11 protein-coding genes are annotated in these 13,255 nt (G+C 72.4%); 5 read left to right on the forward strand and 6 right to left on the reverse strand.

Annotated elements, in window-relative coordinates; all coding sequences use genetic code 11:
• Positions 1 to 15: 15 nt before the first annotated feature.
• Both ACF059_RS19755 and ACF059_RS19760 read right to left on the reverse strand, forming a co-directional pair.
• Complete coding sequence (locus tag ACF059_RS19755) at positions 16 to 2,391, reverse strand: non-reducing end alpha-L-arabinofuranosidase family hydrolase (RefSeq protein WP_392058751.1); 2,376 nt, start codon at positions 2,389 to 2,391, stop codon at positions 16 to 18.
• A gap of 284 nt (positions 2,392 to 2,675) precedes the next feature.
• Positions 2,676 to 4,292, reverse strand: a complete 1,617-nt coding sequence (locus ACF059_RS19760; protein ID WP_392058754.1) for a sigma-70 family RNA polymerase sigma factor — start codon at positions 4,290 to 4,292, stop codon at positions 2,676 to 2,678.
• A gap of 221 nt (positions 4,293 to 4,513) precedes the next feature.
• Here ACF059_RS19760 and ACF059_RS19765 point away from each other — a divergent pair, with 221 nt between their 5' ends.
• Positions 4,514 to 7,159: an RICIN domain-containing protein gene (locus tag ACF059_RS19765; protein ID WP_392058757.1), complete on the forward strand. Its 2,646-nt coding sequence runs from the start codon at positions 4,514 to 4,516 to the stop codon at positions 7,157 to 7,159.
• A gap of 87 nt (positions 7,160 to 7,246) precedes the next feature.
• Here the strand turns inward: ACF059_RS19765 and ACF059_RS19770 are convergent, their stop codons facing one another.
• Positions 7,247 to 7,444 (reverse strand): antitoxin, encoded by a 198-nt coding sequence (locus ACF059_RS19770; protein WP_392058760.1) that lies wholly within the window; start codon positions 7,442 to 7,444, stop codon positions 7,247 to 7,249.
• Between the two features lie 178 nt (positions 7,445 to 7,622).
• On the opposite strand from ACF059_RS19770, the gene ACF059_RS19775 reads away from it, so the two are divergent.
• The 4 genes from ACF059_RS19775 (at position 7,623) to ACF059_RS19790 (ending at position 11,924) form a co-directional block, all read left to right on the forward strand.
• Entirely contained in the window at positions 7,623 to 9,131 is a 1,509-nt protein-coding gene (locus tag ACF059_RS19775; RefSeq protein ID WP_392058763.1) for a DUF4246 domain-containing protein, read from the forward strand.
• A gap of 33 nt (positions 9,132 to 9,164) precedes the next feature.
• Positions 9,165 to 10,109: an RNA polymerase sigma-70 factor gene (locus ACF059_RS19780; RefSeq protein ID WP_392058766.1), complete on the forward strand. Its 945-nt coding sequence runs from the start codon at positions 9,165 to 9,167 to the stop codon at positions 10,107 to 10,109.
• A gap of 112 nt (positions 10,110 to 10,221) precedes the next feature.
• Positions 10,222 to 11,436: an NAD(P)/FAD-dependent oxidoreductase gene (locus ACF059_RS19785; protein WP_392058769.1), complete on the forward strand. Its 1,215-nt coding sequence runs from the start codon at positions 10,222 to 10,224 to the stop codon at positions 11,434 to 11,436.
• An 80-nt stretch (positions 11,437 to 11,516) separates the two neighbouring features.
• Positions 11,517 to 11,924, forward strand: a complete 408-nt coding sequence (locus ACF059_RS19790) for a hypothetical protein (protein ID WP_392058772.1) — start codon at positions 11,517 to 11,519, stop codon at positions 11,922 to 11,924.
• Here ACF059_RS19790 and ACF059_RS19795 read toward each other — a convergent pair.
• The 3 genes from ACF059_RS19795 to ACF059_RS19805 are packed head-to-tail and all read right to left on the reverse strand — an operon-like array spanning position 11,899 to position 13,214.
• On the reverse strand, positions 11,899 to 12,105 hold the full coding sequence (locus tag ACF059_RS19795; RefSeq protein ID WP_392058775.1) for a YncE family protein: 207 nt from the start codon (positions 12,103 to 12,105) through the stop codon (positions 11,899 to 11,901). The genes ACF059_RS19790 and ACF059_RS19795 overlap by 26 nt on opposite strands.
• Before the next feature lie 10 nt (positions 12,106 to 12,115).
• Positions 12,116 to 12,505: an STAS domain-containing protein gene (locus tag ACF059_RS19800; RefSeq protein ID WP_392058778.1), complete on the reverse strand. Its 390-nt coding sequence runs from the start codon at positions 12,503 to 12,505 to the stop codon at positions 12,116 to 12,118.
• 40 nt (positions 12,506 to 12,545) lie between these two features.
• Entirely contained in the window at positions 12,546 to 13,214 is a 669-nt protein-coding gene (locus ACF059_RS19805) for an HSP18 transcriptional regulator (RefSeq protein WP_392058780.1), read from the reverse strand.
• Positions 13,215 to 13,255 lie beyond the last annotated feature (41 nt).

Raw genomic sequence — 13,255 nt, forward strand, 5'->3', positions numbered from 1 at the left:
TCTTCGTCGGGTGGGTCAGCGCTGGAGGGTGAGGACGGCCGGGCGGTAGGGGAGTTGGTCGTAGGGGCCGCCTGCCGTGGGGGGCTTGCCCTGGTAGAGGAACTGCAGGTGGCAGGGGTCGATGGTCATCGTCTGGTCGGGGTTGCTGCGGATCAGGTCACCGTGGCTGATGTCGTTGGTCCAGGTGGCACCGCTGTTGGCCTTGCCCGCGAAGGGGTTGCCCTCGCTCGTGGCCTGCGGGGTCCACGTACCGCTCAGGCTGGAGGCCGTGAACGAGCGGAAGTAGCGGCCGCCGGCCCCCTTCGCCTCCACGATCATGAGGTACTGGTTCTGGCCCTGGACCTTGTAGACCTGCGGCGCCTCGAACAGGTTGTTCTCCGAGTCGCTCATGACCGTCGTGTACGAGGAGCCGAAGTTGCCCGGGAAGTTCCCGATCGGCATGCTCGCCCGGTAGATCTTGCCGTTGTCACCGGCGAAGAACAGGTACATGTTCTGGCCGTCCGCGATCAGGGTCTGGTCGATCGGGCCCGTGGGCGAGTCCGGAAGGCTGCCGGTGAACAGCGGCTGCGGCGCGGACCAGCCGTTGGGGTTGGCGGGGTCGCTGGACGTGCGGTAGATGAAGGGCCACGCACCCCACTGGTAGGCCAGCACCCAGATCTTCTTCGGCGCGAAGTAGAACAGCGTGGGCGCCACCGCGGGCTGGCTCATCCCGCTCTGGCCGGCCGAGGCCATCTCCGGCCAGTTCGTGAAGGGGCTGAACGTCATCGAGCCGTACTTCGATCCCGCCGAGTTCGTCGCGTAGACGAGGTGCTTGCCGTTGTACGTCACGTGGGTGAAGTCCTTCAGCGAGCCCCACCCGTTCGCCGGCTGCGCCAGCGCGCCCGTCGACGTCCACCGGTACGTCGAAGGGAGGGCGCACGTGCCGCCCGTCGGCGGCGGCGTGGTCGGGGCCGGGGTCGTCGCCCTGGACAGGCCGGACCACTTCTGGTTGGCGCCGGACCAGCACGAGTACAGCTGGATCCTGGTCTGGTTGGCGGTGGCCGCGCCGACGGCGTCGAGGCACAGCCCGGACTGGACGCCGGCGATCGTGCCGTCGGCGTTGACGTTCCACTGCTGGCCGGCGCCGCCGTCGCAGTCACCGATGACGACCGCGGTGCCGTTGACGGTGCCCTTGCCCTTGGCCTCCAGGCACTTGTCGCCGTAGACCCTCAGCTGCTTGCCGGAGGTGTGGGTCCAGCGCTGGTTGGCCTGTCCGTTGCAGTCCCACAGCTGCACCTGGGTGCCGTTGGCCTTGCTGAAGCCGTTGACGTCGATGCAGCGGCCGGAGCCGGCGCCCCTGATCTCCCCCGTACCGGCCCCGCCGGAGGGGGTACCGGGAGCGGACTTGAAGGCGTTCACGACGGCGGTGTGGGCGGGCTTGGGGTTGCCGCTCCCATCGAACAGCAGGGGGCTCTCAGCGCTGCGCCACGAGTCGCTGTCGCGCACGCCCCACACCGTGATGCCCGTGCAACGGGCCACGGACAGGCATGCCTTGACCGTGTTGGCGTAGTGGGTGGGCGACGCCTGGGCGATGTCCAGCTCGGTGATCTGGACGTCGACGCCGAGGGCGGCGAAGTTCGAGAGGGTGGTCTGGAAGCCGGCCGGCGGGCCGCCGGCGCCGAAGTGGCTCTGGAAGCCGACGCAGTCGATCGGCACGCCGCGGGACGTGAAGTCCTTGACCATGGCGTAGACGCCCTGGGTCTTGGCGTCCGACCAGTTCTCGATGTTGTAGTCGTTGTAGCAGAGCTTGGCCGAGGAGTCGGCCGCCCGGGCGGTGCGGAACGCCTCCTCGATGAAGCCGTTGCCCAGCACGTTCTGGAACACCGAGCTGCGGTGCTGGGTGGAGCCGTCCGCGAAGGCCTCGTTGACCACGTCCCAGGCGTAGATCTTGCCCTTGTAGTGGCTCATCAGGGTGGTGATGTGGTGGTTCATCACGCTGCGCAGCGTGTTCGCGTCACCGATGGAGCTGACCCAGGACGGGAGCTGCGAGTGCCAGACCGGGGTGTGGCCGCGCAGGCGCTGGCCGTGCGCCGCGGCGCGGTTGACGATCTGGTCGGCGGGCCCGAAGGTGAAGTGGCCGCGGGACGGTTCGACGGCGTCCCACTTCATCTCGTTCTCCGGCGTGACCATATTGAACTCCCGGTCCGCGATCGCGGTGTACCGCGAGTCCCCGAGCCGGCCGGCGGCCAGGGCGGTGCCGAAGTACCGGCCCGAGGGGGCCGCCTGCGTACCGAGGCTCGCGGCTCCGGCGGAGCTGGGCAGGAGCGTCACGACACCGGCGACCAGCGCCGCGGCCGACAGTCCTGCCGTCCATGTCCTACGGCTGCGGCCGAGCCGGTGCAGGCCCTTCATGATTCTCCTCGGGGGTCGCGGGCCGGGGCATGGGGCCGCTCCTGCGTACCGGTCGCCCGGGGGTCATGGATGTGTCGCGTCATTGAAGGGCTTTCTTCCGGGGATGCGTCGACGGGGGAACTCCCCCGCGCAAGGGGAGGCCGCCGGGCGGCCGGCCGCGTAACGGAAAAGGAGCGCCGCCCGGCCGATGGGCCCCGTGATGCATCTCGCGCGCCAAAAGTGTTACGCCGAGCCCCGCTAGCCAGCCCGCCCGCGACCCCGCCCCGCGCTCCGGCCCCCCTCTCTCAGGGAGCGGTGGCCCAGGCCCTGCGCACGAGGAAGGAGGCCTGGCCGGCGAAGGCCGGGGTGCCGTCGGAGCCGTCGAGCCGGATGCCGCCGTCGCGGTGGCGCAGGACCGAGCCGGGGTAGTTGTGCGCGTGCAGGGTGACCGACCCGGCGACCGAACCGGGCCGCGGACAGAAGGTGGCGTCTTCACGGAACAGCTCGCTGCCGTCGTCGGCGCTCAGCCGGAGCCTCAGGTCACGATGGCGCAGGAAGCGGCCGTCGGCGGCGCGGAAGGTGACGCACCGGGTGTCGGCCAGCCCGCGGACGACCGTGAACGTGGCCCGCTGCCGTGTCTGCGCGCTGCTGGACGCGGAGGCCCGGCCGAGCGTCGCGAAGTCGTCGGCGTACGTGAGGTACAGGGCTGGCTCGTCCACCGACTCCAGCGACTGGGCGCCCAGCGGAACCGTGATCGCTGCGTCGGACGGACTCACCGCGGACGGGGCGGCCGACGGCGTCGAGGACGGCGGGACGGAGCTCGACGACCCCGGTACCGGTCCGCCGGCCGTCGGAGCGGCGCTGACGCCGGGGGCCTGACGCGCCGGTTCGGGCCAGGTCGCGTAGAGGGCGGTCCCGGCGATCCCCGCGATGAGAGCCGCGCCGGTGGCGAGGCTGACCAGCGGATGCGCGGTCACCGCCGGGAGCTTGCCGATCAGCAGCCCGGGCACCGCGCCGCCACCTCCCGTCGCCGTGCCGGCGGCGATCTGCGCCGTGGCCAGCCCGGCTGCGCTCGCGGCCGTGCCCGACAGCAGGCCCTTGGCGGTCAGCGCGGCGACGAGTCCGGCCGGTACGGCCAGCGGCGCCAGGCTCAGGAGCAGCCGCTCGGCCGCGATCCGCCCGGACGCAGTCGACGCCGACGCCGCCGTCGCAGTCGTCATCCCGGTGCAGACCGCGCAACCCCGGGTGTGCCGGGCGATCCGCTTGCGCCACACCGAGGAACGCCGTCCGTCCCAGCGGGCGACGGTCTCGTCCAGCTCCCGGCAGCGCGGGTCGGCGCCCAGCGCGGCGGTGATCGTCCGGCTCACCTCCAGCTGCTCGCGCATGCGTTGCACCCGTACCCCGGCGTGGGCGACGGTGAGCCCCATCGCGGCGGCCACCTCCTCACGGCTCAGCGATCCGGCGCACTCCTGCCACCACAGCGACAGCAGCACCCGGTGGTCCGGGTCGAGCCACCGGGCGGCCTCGACGACCTGGCGGCGCTCGTCCGACACGTGCAGACGCAGGATCGTCACGTCTTCGACCTCGGCGTCGGCGTCCGGTATCCGCAGGGCCTCGTCGATGACCGTGGTCCGGTCGGTGAGGGCACGCCGGCGGGTCCGGTGGTCGGTGATCTGGCGGAGCGCGATCGACACCAGCCAGGACCGGAAGCTCTCCGGGGCGCGCAGGGCGGGCAGGTCGCGCACCACGCGCAGCAGGGTCTCCTGGACGACGTCGTCGACGTCGGCATGTCCGCTCAGCGCCCGCCCGACGATGTTGTACAGCAACGGCAGGTACGCGGCGATCAGTTCCTCGCGCGCCCGGTCGTCCCCGGTCTGCGCCGCGACGACCAGCGCCGTGTGGTCCGCATCCATGAGCCCCATTCCCACCTCCCTGGGGAGCGGGCCGCCGAGTACGGCACCGCACCTTGGCGTCGGCAAGGGTATGCGGCCGCGGCCCGTGCCCCGGATCAACCGGCCCCGCGGAGAACTTTCCCGGCGCACGGCAACCCTTTGCGGGCCCTGTGACCACAAGGAGTCGGATCCGGCCGCTCCGGTGGCCGGATCCGCCTTCCCTCCGGTGGCTTGCAAGGAGAACACCCCCCATGAAGAACCCCACGAACGGCGGGCGCCGCGGGCGTCACCGCCGTCGCTGGACCGCGACCGGCCTGCTGCTCGGCGTCCCCGCCGTCCTCGTCCCGTACCTGCTGTTCGTCCAGGAGGACTCGCAGGCCGCGACGGTCGACGGCAACGCCTACTACCGGCTGGTCTCCGTACGCAGCGGCAAGGCGCTCGACGTCAACGCGTTCTCCACCGCCGACGGCACCCGCATCCAGCAGTGGACCGACCAGGGCACCGCCAACCAGCAGTGGAGGCTGCGGCCCACCAAGGACGGCTACTACGAGCTGGTGAACCGCAACAGCGGCAAGGTGCTGGGCATAGCGGGCGATTCGACGGCCCAGGCGGCCGCCGCCGAGCAGCAGACCGACAGCTCCGCCACCTCCCAGGAGTGGCGGATCGACGACGTGAGCGGTTCCGGCGCCGTCACTTTCACCTCCCGCCGGAGCGGCCAGGTCCTGGACGTCTCCGGAGGCTCCACGGCCGAGGGCGCGGGAGTCATCCAGTACCCCGGCAGGGGCAGCACCAACCAGCAGTGGAAGCTGGTGAAGACGGCCGCGCCCACCGGACCCGGGACCGGGACCGGGACCGCGGCCGGACCGTACGTGTGGAAGAACGCCCAGGTCGTGGGCGGCGGTTACGTCACCGGCCTGGTGTTCAACCCGCGCGAGAAGGGCCTGCTGTACGCGCGCACCGACATGGGCGGCGCCTACCGCTGGGACCCGGCGGCCGAGCAGTGGATCCCGCTGACCGACTGGCTCGGCGAGAAGGACTGGAACCTCCTGGGCATCGACTCACTGGCCACCGACCCCGTCGACCCCGCCCGGCTCTACCTCGCGTCGGGCACCTACACCAACGACTGGGCGGGCAACGGCGCGATCCTGCGCTCCACGGACCGGGGCCGCACCTTCCAGCGCACCGACCTGCCCTTCAAGCTGGGCGCCAACGAGGACGGCCGCGGCGCGGGCGAACGGCTGGCGGTCAACCCCTCGGACAACGGCACCCTGCTGCTGGGCACGCGCAAGAACGGCCTGTGGCGCAGCACCGACCACGGCGCGACGTGGAGCCAGGTCTCCTCGTTCCCCGTCAAGGACGGCGCGAGCAGCGGTGCGGGCGTCGCCTTCGTGACGTACGGCCCGCCCGGCAGCAAGACGGTCTACGTCGGCGTCGCCGACAAGTCCACGTCCCTGTACCGCTCCACCGACGGCGGCGGCACCTGGCAGGCCGTCCCCGGGCAGCCCACCGGCGAGATGCCGCAGCACGGCGTGCTCTCCGGTGACGGCTCGCTGTACGTGTCGTACGCCAACGCCCTCGGCCCCAACGGCGTGACCGGCGGGTCGGTGTGGAAGCACACGCCGGCGGGCGGGGCGTGGAAGAACGTCTCCCCGTCCAAGGGCGGTTACGGGTTCTCCGGTCTGGCCGTCGACCCGCAGAAGCCGTCCACGGTGATGGTCACCACCCTCTGCCGCTGGTGGCCCGAGGACGAGGTCTACCGCAGCACCGACGGCGGCGCGACCTGGACGGCGCAGGCCGCGAAGTCGGTGCGCAGCGCCGCCGCCGCCCCGTACGTCGGGACCGGCACCGGGCACTGGATGACGGCCCTGGCCATCGACCCCTTCGACTCCGGACACGCGCTGTACGGCACCGGCAGCGGCATCTGGCGCAGCAAGGACGCCGCCGCCCCCGACAGCGGCGGCACCAGCCACTGGAGCGCCGCGGGGGCCCGGGGGCTGGAGGAGACCGCGCTGCTGGACGTGGTCGCCCCGCCGGGCGGCGCCACCGCGATCACCGCCATGGGCGACCTGGGCGGTTTCCGCCACGACTCCCTGACGGAGGTGCCCGCCGGGCGGCTGGACCACCCGATGATGACCAACAGCACCGACATCGACTTCGCCCAGTCCAACCCTTCGGTGATGGTCCGCGTCGGCCGTGGCGGCGCGCAGGACGGCGCCTACTCCACCGACGGCGGCCGCAGCTGGAACGGCTTCCCGGCGGAGCCCGTGGGCGGCGCCGACAGCGGCCGGGTGGCGCTCGCGGCGGACGGCTCCGCGATCGTCTGGACCGAGGCCGGTCAGGCCCCGTACCGCTCGACCGACAAGGGGGCGAGCTGGTCGAAGGTCAGCGGTCTGGGCACCGGCGCCGTGGTCGTCGCCGACCGCGCCTCGGCCCAGACCTTCTACTCGCTGTCCGGCGGCACGCTCCACGCCAGCACCGACGGCGGCGCGACCTTCGCGGCCCGCGCCACCGGCCTGCCCGCCGGCCGGCTCACGGCCGTCCCCGGCATCGCCGGGGACCTGTGGATCGCCGACGGCGCCAAGGGGCTGCTGCACTCCACCGACGGCGGCCGCACCTTCACCCCGCTCACCACGGTGAAGTCCGCCTCCGCCCTCGGCTTCGGCAAGGCCGCGCCGGGCGGCGGCTACCAGGCCATGTACCTGATCGGCACCGTCAAGGACGTCACCGGAGTCTTCCGCTCCACCGACAAGGGCGCCACCTGGCTCCGCGTCAACGACGACGCCCACCAGTGGGGCAGCATCGGCGGCGTCGGCGTCATCACCGGCGATCCCGACACCTACGGCCGCGTCTACGTCGGCACCAACGGGCGCGGCCTCCAGTACGGCGACCCGTCCTGACCCCGACGCCCGACCGGGGCCGCAGGCACAACGGCCTGCGGCCCCGCCATGGCCGAGAGCACCACCCGGTCCCGCACGCGCTCCCGGTTACGGGCGAGGCGGAGCGTCCGGCCCCTGGTCCATGGGCCCCAGCTGCTCCTTGAGCTTGTCCTGCCCGGTGTCGACCTGGCTTCTGTACTTGCCCTGCGTCCTCCCGTCGACGAAGTCGCCGGCCTTGTCGATGCCCTGTCCCGCCTGGGTTTCGTGGCCCTTCAGCATCTGCTTGAGCTTGTCCATCATCGACATCGCTGCCTCCTTGTCGCGTCCCCCGTCGGTTCCAGGATCGCGGCCCCCCGGGCAGGCCGCATCCCGGGCCGATCGGTACACATCGGCGCGAGGAATGCGGTTCGGGAGCACGACCGCGCTGTCAGGCCGCTGCCGTATCCTTCCCGCCACCGCACACCGACTCGGAGGACCAAGAGAATTGACCGGCCTGTCCGCCTTCCCGCTGCCCTTCCACGTGTCCCGTTCCATAGCGTTCGCGACGCCCCGAACCCTGCGGGAACTGCAGATGATGCAGTGCAGCGCGCACATCCGGGCCAAGCCGGGGTGGTTCGAGAAGATGCACGACGCGGAGATCGTCGCCCGGTGGACGCGTGAAGCTCTCGCGCAGGGCCTCACCGAGGCGCAGGTGCGCTACGTCCTCGCCGAACTCGCCCACTACGCCGCCCTGCGCGACGAGCGCACCGGCGTCGAGGTGTCCGCCGTCGACGGCGTGTGGCAGTCGGACGCGCTGGTCGACGAGACGCTCCGCTCCCGGCTGCGCGAGGCGGTCCGGGTGCTGGAAGAGGTCCCCGCAGCCGAGCAGGACTGGCATCCCGGATCCGACGGCCAGGTCCTGGACCTGGTACACCCCTCCCTTTTCTGCCTGGTGAGAGAGGTGAGCGGGGTGCCCGAGAGCACGTGGCAGAACCCGGCGGACCGGTACGCGAAGTACGAGTTTTCGGAGAAGTTCCAGTGGCTGCCCACGGACGTGGACGTCACCGAGGACGGCGAGGTCGTCTTCCGCTCCTACGTCAACAACCTCCACCCCGAGGCCCATCGCGAGCTGGCCGACGTCCTGCCGGACGTGTTCGCGCGCATGCGCCCGCTGCTGGAGAACGTGCTCACCGATCTGCGTCATCCGCGGCCGCTGCGGATCGAGGCCGATCCGTACGGCTGGTACGACTCGGAGCCGGTGTATCCGGACAAGGCCTCCTACAGTGACGCCGACGCCTACGCGGAGGCCCGCAGCGCATGGGACGACGCCATCGAGGACTGGTGGGAGAACCGCCGTCCGGTCGTCCCGGACGCCCCCGACTTCACCCCGCCCCCGTCGCCCGCCGCATCCGCCCGGGTCGACCTGCGCGGCCGCGGTCTCCAGGTCATCGTCAAGCTCGCCACGATTCACCTGACCCCGGACAAGCCCGAGTACCCCGGCGGTTCCTGGCACGTCGAGGGGATGATGAACGAGCGGATCGTCTCCACCGGCATGTACTACTGGGACAGCGAGAACATCACCGAGAGCCGCCTCGGTTTCCGGGCGGCGCTCGACGACCCGCACTACCAGCAGAACGACGACAACGGCATGCGCGAGGTCTACGGCCTGGAGGACGAGGACGCGCTGAACCAGCTGCTGGGGTCGGTGGCGACCCCGGCGGGCCGCTGCCTGGCCTTCCCGAACATCCTGCAGCACCGCGTCGACTCGTTCCGCCTCGCCGACCCCACCCGGCCGGGACACCGCAAGATCCTCGCGTTCTTCCTGGTCGACCCGTCGGAGAGGATCGTCTCGACGGCCGACGTGCCGCCGCAGCAGCCGTGGTCCGACACCGCGACGATGACGCTCGAACAGGCCAAGGAGTACCGCGAACAGCTCATGCACGAGCGCAAGTTCTTCGTGGACGAGCACAACGAGCAGCTCTACGAGCGAGAATTCTCGCTCTGCGAGCACTGACCCGCCGGGAGGGTCCCCTCTAGGATCGGGAGCATGGCCCTGATCATGAGTGACGTGGACCGGTTCGAGACCGCCAGGCCCCGGCTGGAGGCCATCGCCTACCGGCTGCTGGGCTCGGCGAGCGAGGCGGAGGACGCCGTGCAGGAGACGTTCCTGCGCTGGCAGGCCGCCGACGTCGAGCGGATCGAGGTGCCCGAGGCCTGGCTGACCAAGGTCCTCACCAACTGGTGCCTCAACATGCTCACTTCGGCGCGGGCCCGGCGCGAGACGTACGTGGGCAGGTGGCTCCCCGAGCCCCTGCTCGCGGGGGACCCGATGCTCGGCCCCGCCGACACCGCCGAGCAGCGCGAGTCGGTGTCGTACGCCGTCCTCGTGCTGCTGGAGCGGCTGTCGCCGGGCGAGCGGGCGGTGTACGTGCTGCGCGAGGCCTTCGACTACCCGCACCGGGAGATCGCCCAGATCCTGGACGTCACCGAGGCGGCCAGCCAGCAGATCTACCACCGGGCCAAGAAGCACATCGCGGACGGCAAGGCGCGCACCGACATCGACGAGGCCGCCGCCCGCAGGATCGTCGAGGAGTTCCTGGCCGCGGCGACCAGCGGCCGCACCGAGCCCCTCGTACGCCTGCTCACGCAGGACGCCGTCTCCGTGGGCGACGGCGGCGGGAAGGTCCCGGCGCGTGCGAAGGCGTTCGAGGGTGCGCGCGCCGTCGCCACGTTCCTGCGCGGCCTGTTCAAGCCCAGCCCGGCCAAGCGGGCCCATGTCGGCGGGGCGCCCGACATCTACGCCACGACCGCCAACGGCGAGCCCGCCATCGTGGCCGTCGTGGACGGCAAGGTCGTCGGGATCAGCTGCCTGGAGGTCACCGCGGAGGGCATCGCCGCGGTCCGCAGTCAGGTCAACCCGGACAAGCTCGTCCGCGCGACCGAGCAGTGGGCCGCCACGGGCCGCGGTCAGGCGCCGCTCCACACCCTCTGAGAGCGTGTGACGCAGGTCACATCTCGATCCTGTCAGGGAACGGGGGGCTGTCCGGTTCAAGAGGCGAAACCACGCCGGACACGGCAGCCCCCGCCCAGACAGGAGCACGGACATGCAGCACCGCATCGTCGTCCTCGGAGCCGGCTACACCGGTGCCGTCGCCGCCGGCCGCCTCGCCAAGCGGCTGCACCAGCAGGACGTCACGCTCACCCTCGTCAACCCCGAGCCCGACTTCGTCGAGCGCGTCCGCCTGCACCAGCTCGCCGCCGGCCAGGACCTCCGGCCCCGCCCGTTCGCCGAGGTGTTCGCGGGCACGGGCGTGGAACTGAAGCTCGCGAAGGTCACCGCCGTGGACGTGGACCGCAAGACGGTGACGGTCGTCCCCACGGGCGGTCGCGCGACCGGCGCCGAGCAGGAGGAACTGGGGTACGACACCCTGGTCTACGCCCTCGGCAGCGGCTGGAACGACGGCGGTGTCCCCGGCGTCGCCGAGCACGCGCACGAGATCGCCGGCCGGGCCGGCGCCCTGCGCCTGCGTGCACGCCTGGCCGGCCTGGAGGCCGGCCGGCCCGTCGTCGTGGTCGGCGGCGGCCTGACGGGCGTGGAGGCCGTCACCGAGATCGCCGAGGCCCGTCCGGACCTCGACGTCGCGCTGGCCGTCCACGGCGTCCTCGGCGGCTGGCTCTCGGAGAAGGGCCGCGCCCACCTGCGGAAGGTGGTGGACGGTCTGGGCATCACGGTCCACGAGCACACCGCGGTCGACGCCGTGGAGGCGGACCGCGTGAGGACCGCCGACGGCCGGACCCTCCCCGCCGAGGTCACGGTCTGGACGACCGGTTTCGCGGTCCACCCGATCGCCGGGGCCACCACCCTGGAGCTCGCCGACCACGGCCGGATCGCGGTCGACTCGACGATGCGCTCGCTCTCCCACCCGGACGTGTACGCGGTGGGCGACGCGGCGACGGCGATCGGCCCGGGCGGCAAGCCCCTGCGCATGTCCTGCGCCTCGGGCGTCCCCATGGCCTGGCAGGCCGCCGACGCCATCGCCGCCCGGCTCACCGGCGCCGAGGCCCCCCGCGTCCCGATCCGTTACGTGCAGCAGTGCATCTCGCTGGGCCGCAGGGAAGGCCTGATCCAGTTCGTCACCGCCGACGACCGGGCGGTCGACCGCGCCCTGACGGGCCGCATCGCCGCCCGCTACAAGGAACTGATCTGCAAGGGCGCGGCCTGGGGCGTCGCCCACCCGACGCTGGGCCTGCCGACCCGTCGCCGGCGGGTCGTACGGCAGGAGACCCCCGACCGCGCCCGCGCGCGGGCGGCGGCCTGACCCCGCCACGGCCGAACTGCCGCCAGCGGCAGGCTCGGTGCGGGGGGCGAGTGTCAGTGCCGGGGCTTACCGTCTGGTCCATGGCGAAGAGACCTTCTGACACATGGCGTACCCAGATGGCCGAGAGGGCCCGCAAGGTGGCGACCGGGGCCCTGGCCCCGGAGAGCGCCGGCGCGGCCGTTCCCTACCCGGAGTCCTTGCTGCTGGCGACGGACGCCGCGCTGGAGGCGTTCGAAGACGAGGTGCGTGCGCTGCGGGAGCCGTCCGACGACGCCGTCTTCGGGACCGTCGAGCGGGTGGTCCTGGCCCTCAACGCGATCGACGGGGACGACGCGCACGGCGGCGCGGGCTTCTGCACGCTGGAGCGGGAGCAGCTGTGCGACTACATCGACCTCACCCTGGGCGGGCACGGTGTGGACGTGACCGCCCTGACGGCGAGGCGGGGCCTCGACCGGTCGGAGCTCACGGACCGCTGGCGCGACTGGTGAGAGCCGGGCCCTGCGGCGGCCCTCCCTCACCGGCGGCGAGGTCGACCACCGACACGGTGCCCTCACCGCTGTTGGCCACGTAGAGCCGGTTGCCCTGGGGCTCGAAGGCCAGGCCCGCGGGCTCGGCGCCCACCTCAAGGGTGGCGCTCACGCTGCCGGACGCGGCGTCGATCGCAGCCATGTACGGCCGGTCATGCGCGGCCTCCCCACGGGCCGCGCCCCGTCGCCGGCGGGCACCGGTCCACCGGGAAGAGCGACAGCGCGCCGGTGAGCTCCAGAAGGCGCTGGAGCTGGAGGTTGGGCGCGGCCAGGCGGATGACGGTGCCGCTCTCGTGCGCTGCGCGTCGCGCGGCGAGCAGCGCGTTCAGCGCCGAGGAGTCGCAGAAGGTCAGGCGGCTGCAGTCGACCGCCACCGGCCTGGCCGGCGAGGCGTGGGCGAGAGCCTCGAAGAGGGCGAACCGCAGGGAGGCCGCCGTCTCGATGTCGATCTCGCCGGTGGGCCTGACCGCCACGGTGTGGTCCAGGACCTCCACGGCGATGTCGTTGCTGCCGCCTGCCTCCTGGAGTGGGCGTTCGGCCATGGTGATCCCTCCTTGGATCTACGGGCGTGACCCGCCGGCGTCAGGTGCTGCGCTGGTCGCGGATGTCCTGGCGGAGCCGGTCGGTATGCCGGGTCAGGGCGTCGATGCGTTCGGCGAGCTCGGCGTCCTCGGCCCGCAGATGGGCCCGGGTGTCGGTCAGGGGGCGGACGAGACGGGCGGCGTCGTTGTCGGCGAGGGCCTCGTTCAGGTCGCCGATGGCGTTCTGGGCGCTGGCGGGCAGGCCCGTGAGGGCGGTGATCTGACCGGCGAGCCGACGCAGGTCGGCCGCGTTGTCGCGGGCCCAGGCGGAGACGGTGCGGTCGGCGGCGCGCGTGTCGCGGGTCGCCTGGACGCGCTCCTCGCCGGTGCTTCCGGCGGTGCCGGGGCGCAGCCTCAGATAACGGCGCTCGGCTGCCTGACGGCTGGCCACCCCGAGGGGGCCCGCGAGGTCGGCCCAGCTCGCGCCCCGCCCGCGGGCGGTCTCGATCAGGCCGCTCTCCCAGCCGGCGAGCTGCTCCCGCACCTCGCGCAGCGTCAGCAACGCGGCCAGGGCCGGGTGCGGACCGGCGTCCGCTGCGGGCGCCGCGTCGGCTGCCGATGCCGTCGCGGAGTGCTGCTGCGCCTCCTTCAGGGCCTGGTCGATGGTCTCCAGCGCCGCGGCGGCGGCCAGGAAGGGAACGGGTGCTGTCGGCTCGGCGGCCTCGTTCATGGCGTTCTCCGTCGCTCTGTCATCCTCCAGATGACTCCTTG

The sequence above is a fragment of the Streptomyces sp. NPDC016562 genome (genome assembly GCF_043076955.1).
Taxonomy (GTDB): Bacteria; Actinomycetota; Actinomycetes; order Streptomycetales; family Streptomycetaceae; genus Streptomyces.